General features: G+C 42.8%; 21 protein-coding genes. 8 read left to right on the plus strand and 13 right to left on the minus strand.

Translation table 11 applies throughout. From position 1 onward, the window contains the following. Positions 1–102: 102 nt before the first annotated feature. The 3 genes from ACQKIC_RS12500 to ACQKIC_RS12510 form a co-directional block, all read right to left on the minus strand. Positions 103–1,287, minus strand: coding sequence for an MFS transporter (locus tag ACQKIC_RS12500; protein WP_427591383.1), 1,185 nt, complete (start codon positions 1,285–1,287; stop codon positions 103–105). A gap of 143 nt (positions 1,288–1,430) precedes the next feature. Continuing rightward, entirely contained in the window at positions 1,431–2,750 is a 1,320-nt protein-coding gene (locus tag ACQKIC_RS12505; RefSeq protein ID WP_402871145.1) for an APC family permease, read from the minus strand. 529 nt (positions 2,751–3,279) lie between these two features. Further along, the gene (locus tag ACQKIC_RS12510) at positions 3,280–4,107 is read right to left on the minus strand and encodes an undecaprenyl-diphosphate phosphatase (RefSeq protein WP_402871142.1); all 828 of its coding nucleotides are present in this window, start codon (positions 4,105–4,107) and stop codon (positions 3,280–3,282) included. A 155-nt stretch (positions 4,108–4,262) separates the two neighbouring features. On the opposite strand from ACQKIC_RS12510, the gene ACQKIC_RS12515 reads away from it, so the two are divergent. Continuing rightward, on the plus strand, positions 4,263–5,003 hold the full coding sequence (locus ACQKIC_RS12515) for a glycerophosphodiester phosphodiesterase (RefSeq protein WP_427591384.1): 741 nt from the start codon (positions 4,263–4,265) through the stop codon (positions 5,001–5,003). A gap of 57 nt (positions 5,004–5,060) precedes the next feature. Here ACQKIC_RS12515 and ACQKIC_RS12520 read toward each other — a convergent pair whose 3' ends face one another. Further along, positions 5,061–5,264, minus strand: a complete 204-nt coding sequence (locus ACQKIC_RS12520; RefSeq protein ID WP_402871137.1) for a small, acid-soluble spore protein, alpha/beta type — start codon at positions 5,262–5,264, stop codon at positions 5,061–5,063. A 167-nt stretch (positions 5,265–5,431) separates the two neighbouring features. On the opposite strand from ACQKIC_RS12520, the gene ACQKIC_RS12525 reads away from it, so the two are divergent. Together ACQKIC_RS12525 and ACQKIC_RS12530 are read left to right on the plus strand one after the other, a co-directional pair. Further along, the gene (locus ACQKIC_RS12525) at positions 5,432–6,718 is read left to right on the plus strand and encodes a glycosyl hydrolase family 18 protein (protein ID WP_402989940.1); all 1,287 of its coding nucleotides are present in this window, start codon (positions 5,432–5,434) and stop codon (positions 6,716–6,718) included. Between the two features lie 239 nt (positions 6,719–6,957). Then, the gene (locus ACQKIC_RS12530; protein ID WP_427591385.1) at positions 6,958–7,953 is read left to right on the plus strand and encodes a potassium channel family protein; all 996 of its coding nucleotides are present in this window, start codon (positions 6,958–6,960) and stop codon (positions 7,951–7,953) included. Here ACQKIC_RS12530 and ACQKIC_RS12535 read toward each other — a convergent pair. The 4 genes from ACQKIC_RS12535 to ACQKIC_RS12550 all read right to left on the minus strand — a co-directional run bounded on the left by ACQKIC_RS12535 (position 7,950) and on the right by ACQKIC_RS12550 (position 11,382). Next, the gene (locus tag ACQKIC_RS12535; RefSeq protein WP_402871129.1) at positions 7,950–8,354 is read right to left on the minus strand and encodes a YugN-like family protein; all 405 of its coding nucleotides are present in this window, start codon (positions 8,352–8,354) and stop codon (positions 7,950–7,952) included. The genes ACQKIC_RS12530 and ACQKIC_RS12535 overlap by 4 nt on opposite strands. Positions 8,355–8,414: 60 nt before the next feature. Further along, a complete protein-coding gene (locus ACQKIC_RS12540; protein WP_402954258.1) occupies positions 8,415–8,612 on the minus strand; it encodes a hypothetical protein in 198 nt (65 codons plus the stop codon). 133 nt (positions 8,613–8,745) lie between these two features. Next, positions 8,746–10,092: a glucose-6-phosphate isomerase gene (locus tag ACQKIC_RS12545; RefSeq protein ID WP_402989946.1), complete on the minus strand. Its 1,347-nt coding sequence runs from the start codon at positions 10,090–10,092 to the stop codon at positions 8,746–8,748. A gap of 126 nt (positions 10,093–10,218) precedes the next feature. After that, positions 10,219–11,382, minus strand: coding sequence for an iron-containing alcohol dehydrogenase (locus ACQKIC_RS12550; RefSeq protein WP_402871123.1), 1,164 nt, complete (start codon positions 11,380–11,382; stop codon positions 10,219–10,221). A 199-nt stretch (positions 11,383–11,581) separates the two neighbouring features. Between ACQKIC_RS12550 and ACQKIC_RS12555 the strand changes: the two genes are divergently transcribed. Further along, the gene (locus ACQKIC_RS12555) at positions 11,582–11,815 is read left to right on the plus strand and encodes a DUF378 domain-containing protein (protein ID WP_402871121.1); all 234 of its coding nucleotides are present in this window, start codon (positions 11,582–11,584) and stop codon (positions 11,813–11,815) included. A gap of 118 nt (positions 11,816–11,933) precedes the next feature. On the opposite strand, the gene yugI is transcribed toward ACQKIC_RS12555, so the two are convergent. Beyond that, positions 11,934–12,338 carry a S1 domain-containing post-transcriptional regulator GSP13 gene (gene yugI, locus ACQKIC_RS12560; RefSeq protein ID WP_402871118.1) on the minus strand — a complete coding sequence of 135 codons (405 nt, stop codon included), beginning with the start codon at positions 12,336–12,338 and terminating at the stop codon, positions 11,934–11,936. A 332-nt stretch (positions 12,339–12,670) separates the two neighbouring features. Between yugI and ACQKIC_RS12565 the strand changes: the two genes are divergently transcribed. Together ACQKIC_RS12565 and ACQKIC_RS12570 are read left to right on the plus strand one after the other, a co-directional pair. Then, on the plus strand, positions 12,671–14,020 hold the full coding sequence (locus ACQKIC_RS12565) for a sodium-dependent transporter (protein ID WP_402989949.1): 1,350 nt from the start codon (positions 12,671–12,673) through the stop codon (positions 14,018–14,020). A gap of 143 nt (positions 14,021–14,163) precedes the next feature. Next, the gene (locus ACQKIC_RS12570) at positions 14,164–14,523 is read left to right on the plus strand and encodes a helix-turn-helix domain-containing protein (protein WP_402954270.1); all 360 of its coding nucleotides are present in this window, start codon (positions 14,164–14,166) and stop codon (positions 14,521–14,523) included. Between the two features lie 160 nt (positions 14,524–14,683). Here ACQKIC_RS12570 and ACQKIC_RS12575 read toward each other — a convergent pair whose 3' ends face one another. Then, a complete protein-coding gene (locus ACQKIC_RS12575; protein ID WP_402954273.1) occupies positions 14,684–15,856 on the minus strand; it encodes an aminotransferase in 1,173 nt (390 codons plus the stop codon). Then, on the minus strand, positions 15,853–16,353 hold the full coding sequence (locus tag ACQKIC_RS12580; RefSeq protein WP_427591386.1) for an Lrp/AsnC family transcriptional regulator: 501 nt from the start codon (positions 16,351–16,353) through the stop codon (positions 15,853–15,855). The genes ACQKIC_RS12575 and ACQKIC_RS12580 overlap by 4 nt, the downstream gene beginning before the upstream one ends. A gap of 319 nt (positions 16,354–16,672) precedes the next feature. Here ACQKIC_RS12580 and ACQKIC_RS12585 point away from each other — a divergent pair, with 319 nt between their 5' ends. Further along, complete coding sequence (locus ACQKIC_RS12585; protein WP_402871103.1) at positions 16,673–17,503, plus strand: alpha/beta fold hydrolase; 831 nt, start codon at positions 16,673–16,675, stop codon at positions 17,501–17,503. A 50-nt stretch (positions 17,504–17,553) separates the two neighbouring features. Here ACQKIC_RS12585 and ACQKIC_RS12590 read toward each other — a convergent pair whose 3' ends face one another. After that, positions 17,554–17,799 carry a DUF1871 family protein gene (locus tag ACQKIC_RS12590; RefSeq protein ID WP_427650458.1) on the minus strand — a complete coding sequence of 82 codons (246 nt, stop codon included), beginning with the start codon at positions 17,797–17,799 and terminating at the stop codon, positions 17,554–17,556. Between the two features lie 100 nt (positions 17,800–17,899). Between ACQKIC_RS12590 and ACQKIC_RS12595 the strand changes: the two genes are divergently transcribed. After that, positions 17,900–19,105 carry a MalY/PatB family protein gene (locus ACQKIC_RS12595; protein ID WP_427591387.1) on the plus strand — a complete coding sequence of 402 codons (1,206 nt, stop codon included), beginning with the start codon at positions 17,900–17,902 and terminating at the stop codon, positions 19,103–19,105. A 44-nt stretch (positions 19,106–19,149) separates the two neighbouring features. On the opposite strand, the gene ACQKIC_RS12600 is transcribed toward ACQKIC_RS12595, so the two are convergent. Then, positions 19,150–19,902: a TraR/DksA C4-type zinc finger protein gene (locus ACQKIC_RS12600; protein WP_402989960.1), complete on the minus strand. Its 753-nt coding sequence runs from the start codon at positions 19,900–19,902 to the stop codon at positions 19,150–19,152. Positions 19,903–20,013 lie beyond the last annotated feature (111 nt).

The following is a 20,013-nucleotide window of genomic DNA, read 5'->3' on the forward strand; positions in this document are numbered from 1 at the left end:
TTACCCCTTCTTTTTATCAATCTATTACTTACTATCCTTTTTCAATAGATTATATTCAGAAACCTAGTAAATATGATAGAAAAGAGACTTTGTTTTCCTCTTTTATTTTACCTTTTTCACCATCCATATACAAATGGCCGCCAAAATGATCAAGATGGATACAACGGAAATGACTCCTCCCCAGCCGAACCGGATTAAGAATATACCGCCCGTGGCCCCCACTATACTGGATCCTCCATAATAGAAGAAAAGGTACAGAGCCGAGGCTTGGGCCTTCTCGTTTTTATCCGCCAACCTTCCGACCCAGCCACTCGCAATCGAATGGGCCCCAAAAAAACCAAAGGTGAAAAGAGCCAATCCCAATATTTTCATCGATAGAGGAACTGCCAAGGTCAGGAGGGCCCCTGCTAGCATGATCAGTATCCCAGTTAGTAACACGTATCCCCGGCTATAGCGGTCAGCGAGCTTCCCCATCCAAGTCGAGCTGAAGGTCCCGACGAGATAGATAAGGAAAATGAAACCGATCAGTGTTTGAGATAATTGGTAAGGCGGTTCCATCAAGGGAATCCCCACGAAGTTATAAACGGTGACAAAGGAACCCATTAATAAGAAAGCCATGCCAAATAGCCATAATAATTGTGGATTCTTCATGTTATGTCGTAAGGATTCTATCATTCTCTTCACAGACATGTTCGTGTGCGTGACATGCTGAGAGGAAGGCAGCATCCACCAAAAGAACAAGCTGATAAGTAAGCTTAAAACGCCAAGACTTCCAATCGCTACATTCCATGAGTAGTGATCCGTCAACACCCCGACAATCAATCTCCCTGCCAGCCCTCCAATAGACGACCCACTAACGTAGATGCCCATCACATACCCCAGGCTTTTCGGATGGAACTCTTCATTGATATAAGCCATGGCGATTGCCGGGAACCCTGCAAGGACTGCCCCTTGAACCGCCCGGATGGCAATCAACAGGTAGATATCATCCTGGACGAAACTGACACTGATCGACAGCAAAGCAGACATGGTCAAGGCTACACCCATTATCTTCTTTCGATCAATGCTTTCCGAAAAAAAAGAAACCAGCAATAGGCATATGGAGAGCGTCCCGGTTGCAAAAGACAACGTAAGACTTGCCATTGGTGGAGAAACCCCAAACTGCTTCGCAAAAACCGGTATGACCGGTTGCGTACTATATAAATCTGCAAATGTTACAAAGCTTCCAAGAAATAAAGCCAAAATCGTTTTCCGAAATGATTTACCCGCAGGTTCAATATAATTCAATTCTGCTCAGACCTTTCAATTCCTTATTTCTTATGTTAATACGTCTGAACTCAATTGTCTATTTTACGAATAAGGAGCAGGCCCATGGGAATGCCAGGCATAAAAAAGTCCCTTCACAGATACCGTGAAGGGATGGAAAATCGTTAATGAACTTGTCTATCCTTCCGCTCACTCTTGACCATCAGCCAATATACAGGTAAGCCGATTATCAAAATAATTATGGAGTAGAGGGCATCCATCGGTGTATCGATTAATGTGCTAAGCACTATGTATACCGCACCGATAATTGCCAGGATAGGGATGAACGGATAAAGCGGCACTTTATACGTTTTTGCATCCGGATCTTTTTTACGTAGAATGAAGACTGCAAAGAAGGCTAGCCCATAAAAAGAAAAGACAGAGAATATCGCCATATTCGATAGCTTATCCGGATCTGTCACAATCATCATGATGATCGCAATGACCACTTGTAGAATTGTGGCATTGACAGGTGTCCTGAATCTAGGTGATATCTTCCTTATCTGTTTATGACCAGGAACCATCTTATCCTCAGCCATCGCAAGTGTAATCCTTGGGAAGGTTAGAAGCTTGCCGTTCAGGCAACCGAAGATTGAAATCAAGATTCCGATTGCAATTAATTTTCCGCCTAGCTCACCAAAAAGAACGGTGGCTGCAACATTAGCAGAATTCGTTCCATTCGCAATGATTCCATCAGGGCCCAGAACGTGTAGCATGGCCAGGTTTACAGCTAAATAGGCAACCATGACCACGACTATCCCCGTGATGATGGCCCGAGGTAATGTCTTCTGTGGATTCTTCATCTCACCAGCCATAAAGCCGACATTGATCCAGCCATCATACGCCCAAAGTGTAGCAAGAATGGCCCCTGCCATACTCACCTTCACCGTCGTTTCAACATCCATGTTGAAAACGGGCATCTCACCTTGAGCCATACCGAACACAGCTATGAAGACGATTGGAATCAATTTGGCAACCGTTGAAACGGTTTGAATCAACCCGCCATATTTCGTCCCCAACAAGTTCATGGCCGTCAAAAAGACAATCGTGATTATTCCAATACCCATTGTATAATCCATGGATATATTAAATAAACCGGCCACCAACGCTCCAAAGTATAAACAAAGTGCGCCCATTACTGCAGGTCCATAAACTAGCGTTTGAACCCAACCGCAAAGAAAGCCCCACAACTTTCCATACACTTCTTCTAAATACGCATATAAACCGCCCGTTTTAGGAATTCGTGTACTCACTTCGGCGATTGTCAATCCACTTGCCAGCGTAATCAAGCCACCAATCAGCCAAGCCAATAAGGACATTGTTGAATTACCACTTAACTCAAGTACCACTCCCGGCTTCATGAAAATACCAGAGCCTATGACTGTACCCACTACTATAGATGTTCCAACCCAAAAGCCAATCGTTTTTTTCAATTGATCATTCACATAATGTCCTCCTTCCGTGTACACACCTTCTATTTTCTCAGAAAAATTATACCACGAAAAATATACAAGAATAGTTTATCGAATAATCTAAATAGTCAATTTACTATTTTAGATGTTGTTACCTCTATATTGTATCCGTTTTCATAATAAATTAATGTTTTCCTTTTTCTTCTTAAAATCCGAATTATTTTTTCTTTAATTGAATTTATTATGTTTTAAAAGGATTTAAAACGAATTATATAGTTATTCAAAAGTGTAATCATTCGTATTTGGTGATTCCACCTTCATTATTTCATTTTATTTCATTTATCGTCACAATGTGAATCGAATGATGCACGTAAGGTCTATCAGATTCATATCTTTATCCTTATATAGAGATTTAATCCAATATGAATATAACATTAACATTCTTTTGTGCTCGCTAAGCCTCACTCTTTAATGAAGCTCTATCCTTTATACGAAAAAAGGCAGAAATGTTGATGTCGCAACATTTCTGCCTTTTTCTTTTCATTTTGTTAAACCCTGCTTCTTACCAAACAATAAATAACAGGATAATGGCTAAGACCATACGATAAATAGCAAATGGCGTCAACTTCACTTTATTAATCAATAATAGGAAGAAACGTATGCAGAATAACGCAAATATGAAGGCACTGATAAACCCTGCGATAAAGAATGGTAACACGTCAGGCGTAAAGTACTCCCAGTATTTTACGATTTTCAGCAAACTGGCTCCTGCCATGATAGGCACAGCCATGATAAACGTGAAATCGGAAGCTGCACGGTAACTCATCCCCAGCAGTACGCCGCCTGATATGGTGGAACCCGAACGGGAGAAGCCTGGCCAAAGGGCTAGACATTGTATCAACCCGACACCTAAGGCTTGTTTATAAGTAATTTGATCAACCGTTTCGGCTGTCAATTTCGGTCGGAACCTATCCGCTGCAATCATCAGCAAAGCACCGAGGAATAATCCGACGATTACCGTCTTTACAGTGAATAAATGGTCATCAATATAATCTTCGAACAATAAACCTAATACGGCCGCAGGCAGCAACCCTACGATGATTTGAAGCAAATTCAACTTTTTCCCTGCCACGGCAGAGGGGTTCTTCATCTTTCGTAATCCGAGCAAGTCCATGAACCGCCCCCAAAAGAGCACAACAACAGCCAGTATCGATCCCAGCTGAATGACGACCTTGAATGCATTCGCTACTTCACTACCAAATATTTCGGTAGATTTCAGCCATAGATCATCCACTATGATCATATGCCCCGTAGAAGATACTGGTGCAAACTCCGTCAGGCCTTCCACAAGGCCAAGGATAACGGCCACAAAAATTTCCCATATATTCATTGTTTTCACCTCATTATTTCTCCGCTTGTAAATGGAAATACCATTGTATTTTACTCGTTGTTTAAAATATTGTCTATTAATCATTGCTGAAAGAAAGAAGAGATACATGTATCATAGATTCAAGGTTCTTCTTTTCAGAAAAAGGAGTGATGCATGTGAAAAACACCCAAATCTATGCCCACCGTGGATCCAAAGGAACGCATCCTGAAAATACGATGATTGCATTCAAAGAAGCCCTACGAGTCGGGGCGGATGGCATCGAGTTCGATGTCCACCTCAGTTCGGATGGGGAATTGGTAATCATCCATGATGAAACACTTGACCGGACGACCACTCTTTCCGGGTATGTAAAGGATTTCTCCGCAGAAGAGTTAAAATCAGCGGATGCGGGAAGTAAATTTTCCGAGGAATTCCATGGTGAGAAGATTCCATTCTTAGGTGAAATTTTCGAATGGGCGAAGGAACATACATTGTGGATGAATATTGAGCTTAAAACAGATAAGCTCCCTTACGAAGGCATCGAAAAAAAAGTTGTGGGTTTAATCCGGCAGCATCACATGGAAAATCGAGTGATTCTTTCTTCTTTCAATCATCAATCGATTGAAAACGTAAAGACGCTGGCCCCGGAATTGGAGCGGGCTTTATTATTCGAGGGATTGCCAGCAAACGTCGAGGAAATTTTAGCCGAGAAAAAAGAAGCTGGCTTTCATCCTGACAAAAATAGCCTGACCCCATCCATTCATGCCACTGCGAAGAAACTTGGATACAAAGTCCGCCCTTGGGTGGCCAATAAACCAGAAGATATCGAGCGGCTAGTCAAATGGGGAGTCGATGTCATCATGACCGATTTTCCTGAGAAAGCCATCACGACTCTGAAAGGCATGTCAGCTAAATAAAATGTGAAAGAGAAGGGGAACATTCCCCTCCTCTTTCAATCCATGTTTATTCAGTTATTAACGAGTCGATCCGCCTAATTGTTGTTCAGCCATTTGCACTAAACGTTTTGTAATTTCTCCACCAACTGATCCATTAGCACGTGATGTTGTGTCTGCACCAAGGTTTACACCGAATTCAGAAGCAATTTCATACTTCATTTGCTCTAGAGCTTGTTCTGCACCAGCTACTACTAGTTGATTGCTGCTATTGTTGTTTGCCATGTGTTTCTCACCTCCTTATATATATTTATTTACATCTCCCCCTCCAATTATGTTTTCCAATTTATTGAATAATCGTAACTTTATGAAGATAACTTCTTCGCTCGCTATCATGAATTTCTTCCTATGCTCATAAACTGTTAGGAAACTTTCAGTAAGGGGGAAAAGACGTGCAAATTCATGTGGTTAGGCCTGGCCAAACGTTATTTGGCATCGCCCAAACATATAGCGTGAGCGTTGACCGGCTCGTTGAATCAAATAAAATTCCTAACCCAAATAATCTTGTCATCGGGCAGGCCATTGTCATTCCAATCGTCGGCAGCTATTATTTTGTCCAGCCTGGTGACACTTTATTTTCGATTGCTCAAAAAGTGGATGTACCCTATCAAGAGTTAGCGAGGATCAATGGCATTTCCGATCAGGACTCCTTATCCGTGGGGTACCGCCTATATATTCCTGCCCGAAAAAAACGAACTGCTGAATTCAACGGCTATGTCGAGCCCCGTGGTACAACAGTCGCTCCTGCCCTTGAAACAGCTGCTCAGGAAGCCGCGCCTTATTTGACATACTTAGCGCCATTCAGCTTTCAGGCACTGCGAGATGGCACCTTAAAGGAACCGTTGCTCAATAACTTTCCCACCATTGCAAAAGAAAACAAGAATGTCCTCATGATGGTCATCACCAATCAGGAAAACGATCAATTCAGTGATGAACTTGGTCGGATCATCCTGACGAACACCTCCGTGCAGAATAAGTTCCTAAACAACATTGTGACCACAGCCAAGAAATATGGATTCAGGGATATTCACTTTGACTTTGAGTTTCTCCGCCCGTCCGATAAAAATGCCTATAACCAATTCTTACGTAAAGCAAGGGATCGTTTCAAAAAAGAAGGTTGGTTCATCTCGACGGCACTTGCACCGAAAACCAGTGCAGAGCAAAAAGGTGGCTGGTATGAGGCACATGACTATAAGGCACATGGTGAAATTGTCGACTTCGTGATCATCATGACGTACGAATGGGGATACAGCGGCGGTCCAGCACAGGCGGTATCCCCGATAGGACCGGTTCGGGACGTACTGGAATATGCCATCACCGAAATGCCGGCCAATAAGATTCTGATGGGCCAGAACCTATATGGATATGATTGGACATTGCCTTTTGTCCAGGGCTCCATCGCCAAAGCGATTAGCCCTCAGCAGGCCATCCAGATTGCTGCCGCGAACAATGTATCCATAGAATACGATGAGAAAGCGCAGGCGCCCCATTTCAATTACACGGATGCAGATGGGAAGGAGCATGAGGTCTGGTTTGAAGATGCCCGGTCCATTCAAGCAAAATTCGATTTGATCAAAGAATTGAACCTTAGAGGAATGAGTTACTGGAAGCTAGGCCTTGCCTTCCCGCAAAACTGGTTGCTCATCAGTGAGAACTTCAATGTCCGACGACGGGTCTGAGGGATTTTCATATTTTTTTGCATAAACCATGTGGTCCTCGCATATCATCAAGTATTGAGCATGAAGTCCTTTTCTGGATACGTGACTCCACATGATAAAAACCTTCCGTCAGGTCACGGAAGGTTTTTATCATGTATTTGATCTCATGTTCTTACTAGAACTTCTATATATATCCGTTAACTCCTTATGAGTTCAGTCCATTTTGTCCATACTAAAAGGACTGTCGTAGGGGGGATAACATGATCCGAATCAATCCGTTCAGCAACACTTTTAAAAGGTCTCCACGTTTACTCAAACTATTTTTGACCATCATCCTATTTTTACTTGTATTCGGTTGGCTGATTCATCTAGTCGAGCCTGATAATTTCCCTTCCATATTCGAGGGGATTTGGTGGGCAATCGTCACGATATCGACCGTTGGATATGGGGATTTCACCCCACTTACGAAGTTTGGGAGAATCCTCGGGATGCTTCTCATCTTATCGGGTGTCGGGCTCATCACTTCTTATTTTGCCTACATCGCCAAAATGTCCATCTCAAGCGACCAACAATTCCTTTCCGGAAGAAAGGAGTTTAGCGGCACCGGTCACTTTATTATCATCGGCTGGAATGGACGTTCAAAACGAATCATCAAGAACATTCATGAACGCATGCATAACCAATCTATTGTCTTGATTGACGACACATTGACCAAGCACCCTTTGCCACGGACGAATATACATTTTGTCCAAGGGAAAGCCAGTTTGGATTCCGTTTTGCAACAGGCCAATATTAAACAGGCGGCACGGGTCCTCATCACTGCCGATCTCCAACAAAACGAACTGCAGACCGACATGTTCACCGTGTTGGCTTTACTGGCTATAAAAGGACTGAACCCTCATGTATATTGTCTTGTTGAAATTTTAACGCAGGAACAGAAGGAAAATGCATTACGTGCGGGAGCAGATGCCATTATCGAAACGAATAAGTTTGCGAGTGATTATATGCAGGAATGTTTATGGAGAGGAATCGAAAAGCGGGAAGAAGAGAATCCGGCCACGGTAAATGGTTTGAAGATTGAACAGATGCCTGTCCAATTCGATTGGAACGGGCAAACATTCAAACAATTGGGGATTACATTATTAGATAAGGATATTCTCTTGGTTGGCATCATTTCAGGAGGCGAGACACGTATCAAGCCTCCTGCAGATGCAATCATCCATCAAAATGATATCTTGCTCATCATCGATCGTTAATCCAATAAGATTTTTTCAAGGTCCCGAACGAGAGATTTCCCATACGCAATATATTCCTGAGGAAATTCAGCATCGGGGTCTTCCGGCTCGGCAAATTGATTAAATGAAGCGGAGAGATTCCCGATATTTCCCTCGCGGTCGATGCCATCTTCATACTTATGAGATAATAAATACGGCGTCATGATTTCAACCATGGCCCCGTCCGTATCAAGTGACCCATCCACAGCTTTGAAGGGAACACGCAAAAACTGATAGCCATCTTTGTCGTCCATTTTAAAATCGAAGGTGCCGTGGTCATAATCCCAACCACCACCGATCATATACCCTTCTGGTTTAAGCTTCGTTTCCAAATCGAATAATCCAAAAGTTTTCCCTTCCAACTTAGAAGATATTTCAATCATGTTAAAAACCTCTTTTGCTAATTTTAATAATTAGCTTACCCAAAAGTCTTAAAATAACCCCTATTGATCACTATCCTCTTTCGATTGGGTAAAAAGCAAATTGGATTCGGCTGTACCTTCTGATTGATAGGCTTCCTGGATATCTGCCTGCTGCTCTGTTTTCTGTTTTTCCAGATCCTTCATAGCGTTTTGATTTCCCGTAGTTGAAGGGGTACTTATCGTTCCAGCGTAACTATTCGTTGTCGAAGATAGTTGCATGCACAGTCCCTCTTTTCTAGGTATCGGATTACATAGCATTATCAACCTTTTTTCTCAACTTTTTCTTAATCCGATAAAAAAAGGCATCATGCGTGGACAATCTAGTCCAGCATGATGCCTTCTTCACTTTATTTTATAAACGCTGTTCGAGTTCCGCCTTTTTCTCTTCATACCCTGGTTTTCCTAGCAGGGCAAACATATTCACCTTGTAGGCTTCGACCCCAGGCTGATCAAACGGATTGACCCCCAACAGATAGCCGCTCATCGCGCAAGCCTTCTCGAAGAAATAAACAAGGTAGCCGAATGTGAAGGCATCCAGTTTTGGTACGGAAACAATCAGGTTAGGAACACCGCCATCCGTATGAGCCAATAAGGTACCTTCAAATGCCTTGTTATTGACGAATTGTACGGTTTCACCAGCCAGATAATTCAAACCATCTAAATCATTTTCTGCCGCTTCAATCGAGATTTCATGACGTGCCTCTTCCACTTTGATGACCGTTTCGAAAAGGTCGCGTCGCCCTTCCTGTACATACTGCCCCATCGAATGCAGGTCCGTAGAGAAGTTGGCGGCTGCCGGGAAAATCCCTTTCTGGTCCTTCCCTTCACTTTCGCCGAACAACTGCTTCCACCACTCAGAGAAATATTGCAGACCAGGTTCATAGTTGATCAACATTTCAATGGTTTTCCCCTTATTATAAAGGACGTTACGGACGGCCGCGTATTGATAAGCCTGGTTCTCGGAAAGCTCCGATGAACTGAAGTCCGCTCTAGCGCTCTCCGCCCCTTCCATCACTTGATCTATATCCGCACCACTTACAGCAATCGGAAGCAAGCCCACTGCAGTAAGTACAGAATACCTTCCACCGACATCATCCGGAATGACGAACGTTTCAAATCCCTCTTCCGTGGCCACTGTCTTTAATGCGCCCTTTTCTTTATCGGTAGTCGCGAAGATACGGCCTTTCGCTGCTTCTGGACCATACTTTTGCTCGAGAAGCTTACGGAAAATCCGGAACGCAAGGGCAGGCTCCGTCGTTGTGCCCGATTTGGAAATCACATTGATTGAAAAGTCCTTGTCGACCAATACGTCCATGACATCTTGCATATATGTAGAACTTATATTGTTACCAACGAATATGATTTGCGGAGTGTTTCTTTTATCAGAAGGTAAAAGGTTATAGAAACTATGTTGCAGCATTTCGATGGCTGCACGTGCTCCTAAATACGAACCACCGATTCCGATGACCAACAGGACGTCCGAATCTTCTTTTATTTTGGCGGCAGCTTTCTTGATCCTGGAGAACTCTTCTTTATCATAATCCTTCGGTAAATCAACCCAGCCCAGAAATTCATTGCCCGCACCGGTCTGTTCGTGTAGAGAATGATGTGCCACTTTTACAGCATCCTGTAAATAGGTCATTTCGTGCTTTCCGAAAAACGGTAGAGCTTTTGAATAATCGAAATGTAGATGGGACATGCCAATTCCTCCTTTATTCTTTGGTTACTCTTTTACTTTATCTGATGTATTTAGCAGAATCAAGAAATCGCTAAGTCTTTTAGAAAAACTCCCACTATCGAATAGTGGGAGCATATCGTAAGGTTCTTATAATGAAGCACGTAGAATCGCAAGGACATCTTCGCGATTCAATACTTTAAACCGACCGAATTCTCCATTGCTCATCGCTTTATCGGCAATGACTTCAAGTTGTGAATCGTCGATATCGTAATCTGCAAGACGCGACGGGGCCCCTAAGCTGCTCCAGAATGACTGAAGGCGTTCAATTCCCTCAAGCGCAACCTCTTCACTGGATTTGCCCTCTGGGTCGACCTGAAAGACACGGACGGCAACTTGTTTGAACCGCTCGACATTTTCATGGAGCACATGTTTCATCCAATTAGGGAATAATATTGCCAGGCCTCCCGCATGGGGAATATCATAGACCGCAGAGACGGCATGTTCAATATTATGAGTGGCCCAATCGCCAAGATATCCTACTCCCAGTGAACCATTTAACGCCACATTGCCCGCATACAAAATCGTAGCACGATTTTCATAATCCTCGAGATCTTCCAATAACTTTGGAGCCGTTTCCATGACCGTCACCAGAAGTGATTCACAAAAGCGGTCCTGAAGCGGAGCATGCGTTTCTTGATGGAAATACGTTTCGAAAACATGTGACATCATATCGACCATGCCATAGACGGTTTGATTTTTTGGAAGTGAAAAAGTATTTTCAGGATCAAGGACCGAGAATTTAGGAAATAACAAAGGACTTCCCCATCCGTATTTCTCTTTCGTTTCCCAATTCGTAATGACCGAACCCGAATTCGCTTCAGAACCGGTGGCAGCAATCGTAAGGATTGTCCCAAAAGGAAGGGCTTCTTTGACGGGAGCCTTTTTGGTGACAAGATCCCAAGCGTCTCCTTCATACTTCGCACCCGCAACGATGCCTTTTGTTGCATCGATAACACTTCCGCCGCCTACCGCTAGCACGAAGTCGATTTGATGTTCCTTACACAACTCCACACCTTTACGGACAGTCGTGATCCTTGGGTTTGGTTCAACTCCTGCTAGTTCATATACTTCCACCTGGATTTCTTTCAATTCCGCCATCACTTTATCATACAGCCCGTTTTTCTTGATGCTTCCGCCACCGTAGACGAGCAGCACTCTCTTTCCGTAGGCAGGAATTTCCTCTTTTATGCTTTTCAATTGGTTTCTACCAAAGATGATCTTAGTAGGATTCTTATACGTGTAATTTTCCAATATATATAATCTCCTTTTGCATTGCCTTTTTTCAGCGGCCCCATGCCACTGCAGCAATGGATATTTTATCCCTTCATTATGACGAACATTCCATATAAATACAAAATATCCGTTTAGAAGTTTTTTCTGGGGTGTATATAATTATCTTCAAAAAGCATGATAAGTAAAGAAAGATGCTTATAAAAAAGGAGGCTATACAATGAGTGGATTACAAAAAACGGCCCTTGTTTTAACAATCATCGGAGCCATCAACTGGGGACTAATTGGATTTTTTCAGTTCGATCTAGTCGCAGCGATATTCGGCGGACAAGATGCTGCTTTGGCTCGCATCGTTTATGGCTTAGTGGGAATCGCCGGGCTTATCAATCTTGGTCTTCTCTTCAAGCCAAGTCCCCAAACGTCTCGTGAAACTGAAACAAAACCAACTCAATGAATCGCTAAAAGAAAATATGTATAAAATAAAGCCGGTCCATGAAACATGTCCCGGCTTTATCAATTATTGAAGAATAATAAAAAAACCGGATGGTCCTATGACCATCCGGTTAAAAAAATTATTTTTTGATTAAGTCTTCGCGTTCAGATTGATCGATCCACGCTTGAAGTTTATCTTTTAAAGAGTTGAATCCTTCAGTAGACTCGATGTGTGATGTTGCTTTAACAGATGCTTGGCGTTTTTTTGGAGCTTTCTTAGGAGCTTCAGTACGCTCAGGAGCTTCTTCTGTTGCGCGGATTGATAAGCCGATTTTTCCAGCTTTTGAATCGATTGAAAGTACTTTAACTTTCACTTCATCGCCCACTTTTAAATGTTCGTTAATATCTTTTACGAACCCGTGAGTGATTTCAGAAATATGAACTAATCCTTGAGTTGAATCATCTAAAGCAACAAATGCACCGTAAGGTTGAATACCAGTTACCTTACCAGTAACTACTGCACCAATTTCGAATTTTTCAGACATGGTAACACTCCTATTTTATATATATTTTTTCGGCTTTTCACGCAATACAAAATTATATCACAGAGCTGGAAATAATCAAAGTTAAGTATACCATACTTTTTCCGCTAAAACGTAAAAATTTTGTAATTGAGTGTCCATTTCGATATATGGCTATTATTTATAACTTATCCTAAAAGTTTTCATTTAATTCTTTGTCCCCATTTTTTCGATCATTAATTTTTCAAAAAATTAGCATAACAAAAAACTACCAAATTGAGATTAATCGTAGTAAGATGAGAAAATGTTTATCTCTACATTCACGTATTTCTATACCTCTAAAGGAGTTTTTCACCATGGCAAAACAAGAGCAATGGTCTTCCAAAATCGGATTCATTCTAGCAGCGGCTGGGTCCGCTATTGGTTTGGGTGCCATCTGGAAGTTTCCATATATGACAGGGACAAATGGAGGCGGCGCTTTTTTCCTTTTTTTCGTGATTTTCACCCTCATGATCGGCACACCCTTACTTATTGCCGAATTCACCATCGGCCGGAATGCACAAAAAGATGCCATTCGGGCCTACAAGCACATTTCACCAGGTAAACCCTGGGTGTTACTAGGATATGGCGGAGTTCTAGCATCCATCATTTTACTTTCCTTCTATAGTGTTGTTGGTGGCTGGATCCTTTCCTATTTATGGAGAAGCTTTACCGGGTCCCTATCAAATTTAACCCAATCGGAATACAGTGGCCTTTTCAATACCGTTATCAGCAGTCCTTATGAAACGGTCATTGCGCAGCTTCTTTTCATGGTCTTGACGATTTGGGTCGTTCAAGGTGGCGTATCCAAAGGGATTGAAAAGGCCAATAAGTACATGATGCCTTCCCTGTTCGTCCTTTTTCTTGTCCTTCTCGTTCGTTCCATGACACTTGAAGGTGCGATGGAAGGTGTCCGTTTCTTTTTGAAACCGGATTTCTCCTCCTTGACGGAGCAGACGATTTTATTAGCGCTAGGACAATCCTTCTTTGCATTGAGTGTAGGTATTTCCGTGATGGTCACCTATGCTTCGTACTTAAGTAAGAATGATGATATTACAAAATCGGCATTATCCGTAGTCGGGTTGAATATTTTCATTTCCTTATTGGCGGGCTTGGTCATTTTCCCGGCCGTATTTGCCCTTGGTTTCGATCCTTCAAGTGGACCAGGACTCGTCTTCGTCGTGTTGCCTGCGGTCTTTAATGAAATTACCTTCGGTGGCATTTTCATGGCGATTTTCTTCGTATTATTATTATTCGCTACGCTTACTTCAGCGTTCTCCATTCTGGAAATCATCGTAGCATCCATGATAAAGGGCGATGCTCGGAAGCGCCGGAAATCTTCATGGATAGCCGGCCTTGTTGTTTTCGTGATCGGGATTCCAAGCGCATTATCATTTGGCGTACTCTCTGATGTGAAGATTTTCAACTTGACCTTCTTCGACCTCGCTGATTATGTGACAAGCAACATCGCCTTGCCTATCGGAGCCTTATTCATTTCTCTTTTCATTGGCTATCAGATGAAAAGGCTCCAAGTTCAGAATGAGTTCGAAATGGGGGCAAGCCCAGGATTCTCTTTCTTTAAACTTTGGTACTTTCTCATTCGCTATATCGTTCCGGTAGCGATACTCGTCGTCTTTTTGAGTTCAATCGGTCTATTTGACAAGTAATGTTTCTTCATTCAAAACGCCGCATCGGTAATCGATACGGCGTTTTCTTTTCACAAAATATCCATATCATTCCCACTGTGAACAAGTTAAAATATGGTAAAATGACCTTATTACTACTATTTCCTGAAAAAGGAGTGATTGACATGTCAAATATCGCAAAGAATATTCGGCAATACCGGGAAGATCATAATCTCACTCAACAAGAACTGGCTTTGAAACTACGTATGGGCACCAAAAAAATTGAAATGTATGAATCAGGGGAAGTCACGCCTGATACCCAGACCATTTTACGGCTTTCCACCGTTCTTGATATCCCTGCCTCAGAGCTAATCCAAAATGGCCCCGTTGCGAATGCTTCAGGTTTGGATGAAGAAATGGAAGAACTCATTCAGGAAATTGGACTCAAACAGGCTAAGCTCATCCTCCGTACCGCGAAAGATTTCAGTGAAGAACAAATTTTAAATATCATGCATCATTTATATAACACACAAACTAAATTGTAAAAATATCCATATCAGGCGTATTATTTTCTATAAACTGGATATACTATGATTAACACTTTCTATGTTAATCCATTAAGATTAACTCTTTTTTCTAATTCCCCCTATGGATAGGGATTCGCCGTATATTACGGCGAATCCCTATTTTTTTGCGTATGGGGTTTTAGTACTTGCTATATTTTTGCATGAACCGATCCATTCTTTTAATGGCTTCCTGAAGCTGTTCCATGGAAGAAGCATAAGAACAACGGATATGCCCCTCACCACTTTCCCCGAAAACATCTCCCGGTACCACGGCCACAAGTTCTTCAGTAAGCAGTTTTTCTGCGAACTCCATGGAAGTCATGCCCGTTTTCTCAATGGATGGGAAGGCATAAAAAGCTCCGCCTGGATTATGGCAGTCCAGACCGATTTCGTTAAATGACTTTACGATATAGTTGCGTCTTCCTCTGTAGCTGCGGCGCATATCTTCCACATCTTGCATTCCATTCTTCAAAGCTTCCAATGCTGCAAACTGTGCCATGGTCGGAGCGCACATCATCGCGTATTGATGGACTTTGAGCATCGCTGCGGAAATTTCCGGAGGCGCACATACAAATCCAAGACGCCATCCAGTCATCGCAAACGCTTTAGAGAACCCGTTGATGACGATCGTACGCTCAAGCATGCCGTCGATGGCGGCAAATGACGTATATTTCTCATCATATGCAAGCTCCGCATAAATCTCATCGGAAAGGACTAATAAATCATGCTTTTTGATGATTTCAGCAAGTGCTGCCAACTCCGATTTCTCTAACTGAGTTCCAGTCGGGTTATTCGGCGAACAAATCAAGATTGCCTTCGTCCTTGGTGTGATGACCGCTTCGAGTTGCTCCGGCATTAACTTAAAGTCATGCTCCCTGGAAGTTTGGACAGTGACCGGCACCCCTCCTGCCATCGTTACCAATGGTGCATAGGCAACGAAACAAGGTTCGACGACGATGACTTCCTCACCAGGATTCAAGATTGTCCTAAGGGCAATGTCGAGGGCCTGACTTGCACCCACCGTAACAATGATTTGATTCTCGGGATCATACGAAACCTCAAACTGCTTTTTCATATATCCACTGATTTCCTGCCTCAATTCCATCAAGCCGGCATTAGCTGTATAAGAGGTGTATCCTTCTTCCAATGAGTTGATTGCCGCTTCCCGGACTGCCCAGGATGTAACGAAGTCCGGTTCTCCCACTCCAAGTGAAACGACTCCTTCTAGATTGGCAGCCAAGTCGAAAAATCGACGGATACCCGATGGTTTTAGCTCTGAAACCGTTTTTGACACGAAACTCGTTTTAATCATGGTGATACCACTATCCTTCTGTCTTCTTCTGTTTGTTCAAAAATTGTCCCATCATGCTTATATTTCTTCATAATAAAGTGAGTTGTCGTGGAAATGACAGAATCGAGCGTCGAAAGTTTTTCCGATACAAACCTTGCCACTTCATTCATTGAACGACCTTCCACGATGACGGAAAGGTCATACGCACCGGACATCAAATAAACGGACTCCACTTCTTTGAATCGATATATACGTTTGGCGACTTCATCGAAACCAACTCCGCGTTTTGGGGTTACTTTAACATCGATCATGGCTGTCACACCGTGATATTCATCTACTTTTGCCCAGTTAATCACGGTCAAGTAACGTACAATCACACGCATATCTTCCAATTTCTTCAACATTGCTTCAATGTCCGCTTCAGATAACTCGGTCATTTTAGCCAAATCCTTCTGATCGATCCGGCTGTTATTTTCAATGATTCTTAAGACTTCCAATTCCCCTTCATTCAAATGCATTGGAAAACCTCCCTATTAGAATTCATAAATGTAGACATGATGGTTTGGCTGGCAGAAAGCCCGATCAATTTCCTTTTAAAGCCTTGTTTAAAGGCATGTATGACACGATTAAATTAATAAGTTCTATTCTGTCAGGATAAACTTACACTATTATACCAAAGTTCACGTAATATCTGTTATAGTAATTGTATTTTTTAATGGGGATAATTTCTGGTATTGTTATGTAACAGGATAAAGAGGAAATTATTTAAAACTAAGGAAGATAAGCAACAGCAGTAGCTTCTTATTTTGCTTAGGAATGGTAGAGGAGAACACGAATATGGAAAGTTACGTAAAGAAAGACATTGAGCAGATCGGGGATATCGATATGTATTATGAACACATTCATGTTCATGACTCTTTCCCCACCCTGGTATTAATCCATGGGTTTTTATCATCAAGCTTTAGCTTCCGGAAACTGATACCCCATTTAACGAAAGACTATAATGTCATCTCGATAGACTTGCCTCCATTCGGTCAAAGTGGGAAAACTAATCGCTATACATACTCTTTCCGGAACATCGCAGGTTCCGTCGTACAGCTTTTGGAAGAAAAGAACATCAAGAAGTTCAGCATCATTGCGCATTCCATGGGTGGACAGGTTTCCTTGCAACTCATCAAAGCTTATCCTGGCCTGGTCGAGCGCGCCGTCCTTCTTGCCGGATCCGGGTACGAGCCAAGCTTCCCGAGAAAGATGAAGATGCTCAGCTACTTCCCTTTCTTTTCATTTGGGGTAAAGGGATATCTCCAAAGGTCCGGCATCGAAAAGAATCTAAGGAATGTCGTCCATAATCAGACGATGATCGACGATGAAATGCGCCAGGGCTATCTCGATCCTTTCATGAAGAAGCATGATATATTTCGTGCCTTAGGAAGGATGTTACGTGATAAGGAAAGCGATTTATCATCCGAACAACTTCATTCAATCGATACGCCCTGCCTGCTTGTTTGGGGGCGGTATGATCGAGTGGTTCCGCTCGACATTGGAAGAAGACTACATGAAGACCTCCCCAATTCCAAGCTCATTGTCATGGAAAACACGGGCCATTTACTTCCTGAGGAGAAACCCGAAGAAGTGTATCAGTTAATCAAGGAGTTTTTAGACGAATAGACGAAACCATATAAAGAGGGATGACCCGAATTCGGAGTCATCCCTTTTCTTTAAATCGAGCAGCTGGCATCATTTTTGATGATCAGCAGTTTTTGTGCAACCTGTAGACACCGTTCCAACTGGACGGGTTCATCAAATGCAAATTCGTAGATGGACTTGATTTTTTCCGCCAGTTCCTGAAGGTCATCTATATCGCGTAAGGCCACTACCGTGTCGGCAATCTCCGGTTCATATAGTTCCCCGCCAATCCCATACGGATCCCATTCTTGCAAAGTAGCCACAAACGCTATATTCATTTGTTGTGTATCCATTATAATCACCTGCTCCATAATTTCGGAAAGAACATGTTATCATAGTATCATAACAAGTATCTTTTCGTTAAGACGTTAACAGGGCATGATAAAAAATGATTTGGCGGTGAATATATTGAACAGATCTATTTTTGATGAACACATCAGTAGGGAACATACCGGTTCTGTAAAGTGGGACAAAATGGCCCTTACATCATTATATGGCAGGGAAGACATCCTGCCTATGTGGGTGGCCGATATGGATTTCCCTTCTCCTGAACCTATTCAAAAAGCGTTAATCGAACGAGCGAATCATCCGGTCTTCGGATATACCGTCCCTTCAGAGTCGGTGTACGGCGAGATTCAAAAATGGGTGAAAGACCGGCATCAATGGTCCATCACAAAAGACATGATCACATTCAGTTCTGGCGTCGTTTCAGCCATCGGTTCCACCATTCAGGCCTTTACGGAACCTGGGGATAAGATTCTGGTGCAATCTCCTGTCTATACCCCTTTCTTCGACATGATTAAAAACAATGGACGGGAAGTGGTCAATAGTCCCCTTCTCTTGGAAGCTAACGGATTTGCCATCGACTTTGAAGATTTTGAGGAAAAGTTGAAGACCGGCGTTAAGCTATTCCTCCTTTGCAGTCCTCATAATCCTGGCGGTCGCATTTGGACAAAGGAGGAGTTATTGCGCATCGGGGAACTTTGCTTGGCCCATCATGTCACCATTGTCAGCGATGAGATCCACGCAGACCTCTTTCACTCAACAGCCATGCATCATCCTATCGCTTCATTGGCGGACAAGTTAGCCGATATCACGGTCACGTTAATGGCACCAAGCAAAACGTTCAATATCGCTGGTCTCCAGGCCTCTTTCTTGATTACCAGCAATAAAGAGCTCCAGGTCAAACTGCAGAATGCCCAAACAAGACAGGCCTTTCACGGTTTGAATATTTTTGCCTTAACGGCCATGGAAGCCTCCTACCGGGATGGGCTTAGTTGGCTCACCGATTTGATTGAGTATATTGAAGAAAATGTTAAAGTGGCCGAGGCGTTCATTTCTACTGAAATTCCTTCCCTTCGCGTCATGCATCCTGATGCCTCTTACCTCCTATGGATTGACTGTCGCGAACTCGGTCTTTCCGATAAGGAAATACAAGAACGACTGATCCATAAAGGAAAGATCGCCTTAGAGCCTGGAACAAAATATGGTGCAGGCGGAGAAGGATTTGTCCGGATGAATATCGGCTGTTCACGCAGCCTGCTGCAAGATGGATTAACTCGTCTCAAACTGGCTTTTTCATAAAACAGACAAAGAACCAGGCGAATTGCCTGGTTCTTTGCTTTTGGCTATTGGTTTTCTTCCTCGACATACGGATCTTTTTCATAACGCGGCAAATCTCCAAAGGGAGTCTGAGTATCCTCTTCTATTAAATCATCTTCTATTTCCTGGTATTGGACGTTATGATAAACCGTTAAGTTTTCCCCATATAGATCCACACCGGCTATATTCTCATAGTTCTCGACGAATCCTACATTTTCAGACGAATCGATATACGTATCCTCATAATCACTTGGTGGATAGGCAAAGTCGGAAGGCGTCTCCGATGTACCATATCTAGCTACGTCTTGCCAGCTATCTTCCGCATCATATCCGACAGAGCTCGTCCCATCGCAATCATATGTGGCGAAGCTTGGACCAAGCACCTCCTCTTCGACCGGACGATTATGGGAAGTCTCTTGAGATGGGCTATGCTCCACACAAAAAGTCGTGGTCGGGACAATATTCAGCCTTTCAAGCGGAATCTCCTTCGAACAAACCTCGCATTTTCCATAATTCCCTTCATCAATGGCCTTAAGCGCTCGATCGATATCCCTGATTTCATCACGATAATGCTCCCCAAGTGCCAAATCTTTTTCGCGTTCGAATAATTCCGTTCCTTGATCCGCCGGATGGTTATCATACACGGATAGTTCCCCTGTCCAATTTCGTACGTTCTTTCTTAAGCCAAGTGCGTAAGATTCCTCTAATTGCTCTCCCAACCGGTGCTTCGTTTGCTGAAGTTGCTGTTGGAAGCTATTTAGTTGCTGATTGGATAGCATATGCAACACCCTTTCATAATCAACCTTTCCCTAGTATTTCTCTCTTTGGCGCATTCCATAAAGGTATTTTTTCCCTCGAGAATAAATTGAACAATCCTGCAAAAACTAACT

The sequence above is a fragment of the Peribacillus sp. NPDC046944 genome (genome assembly GCF_050272735.1).
Lineage (GTDB): Bacteria > Bacillota > Bacilli > Bacillales > DSM-1321 > Peribacillus.

Excerpts from the sequence above, each read along its gene's own strand:
- yugI (WP_402871118.1), bottom strand. The coding sequence starts at position 12,338 with ATGTCTGAAAAATTCGAAATTGGTGCAGTAGTTACTGGTAAGGTAACT.
- ACQKIC_RS12585 (WP_402871103.1), top strand. The coding sequence starts at position 16,673 with ATGGAAAGTTACGTAAAGAAAGACATTGAGCAGATCGGGGATATCGAT.
- ACQKIC_RS12595 (WP_427591387.1), top strand. The coding sequence starts at position 17,900 with ATGATAAAAAATGATTTGGCGGTGAATATATTGAACAGATCTATTTTT.
- ACQKIC_RS12530 (WP_427591385.1), top strand. The coding sequence starts at position 6,958 with ATGATCCGAATCAATCCGTTCAGCAACACTTTTAAAAGGTCTCCACGT.
- ACQKIC_RS12535 (WP_402871129.1), bottom strand. The coding sequence starts at position 8,354 with ATGATTGAAATATCTTCTAAGTTGGAAGGGAAAACTTTTGGATTATTC.
- ACQKIC_RS12545 (WP_402989946.1), bottom strand. The coding sequence starts at position 10,092 with ATGTCCCATCTACATTTCGATTATTCAAAAGCTCTACCGTTTTTCGGA.
- ACQKIC_RS12575 (WP_402954273.1), bottom strand. The coding sequence starts at position 15,856 with ATGATTAAAACGAGTTTCGTGTCAAAAACGGTTTCAGAGCTAAAACCA.
- ACQKIC_RS12580 (WP_427591386.1), bottom strand. The coding sequence starts at position 16,353 with ATGCATTTGAATGAAGGGGAATTGGAAGTCTTAAGAATCATTGAAAAT.
- ACQKIC_RS12570 (WP_402954270.1), top strand. The coding sequence starts at position 14,164 with ATGTCAAATATCGCAAAGAATATTCGGCAATACCGGGAAGATCATAAT.
- ACQKIC_RS12555 (WP_402871121.1), top strand. The coding sequence starts at position 11,582 with ATGAGTGGATTACAAAAAACGGCCCTTGTTTTAACAATCATCGGAGCC.
- ACQKIC_RS12565 (WP_402989949.1), top strand. The coding sequence starts at position 12,671 with ATGGCAAAACAAGAGCAATGGTCTTCCAAAATCGGATTCATTCTAGCA.
- ACQKIC_RS12520 (WP_402871137.1), bottom strand. The coding sequence starts at position 5,264 with ATGGCAAACAACAATAGCAGCAATCAACTAGTAGTAGCTGGTGCAGAA.
- ACQKIC_RS12600 (WP_402989960.1), bottom strand. The coding sequence starts at position 19,902 with ATGCTATCCAATCAGCAACTAAATAGCTTCCAACAGCAACTTCAGCAA.
- ACQKIC_RS12590 (WP_427650458.1), bottom strand. The coding sequence starts at position 17,799 with ATGAATATAGCGTTTGTGGCTACTTTGCAAGAATGGGATCCGTATGGG.
- ACQKIC_RS12510 (WP_402871142.1), bottom strand. The coding sequence starts at position 4,107 with ATGAATATATGGGAAATTTTTGTGGCCGTTATCCTTGGCCTTGTGGAA.
- ACQKIC_RS12540 (WP_402954258.1), bottom strand. The coding sequence starts at position 8,612 with ATGCAACTATCTTCGACAACGAATAGTTACGCTGGAACGATAAGTACC.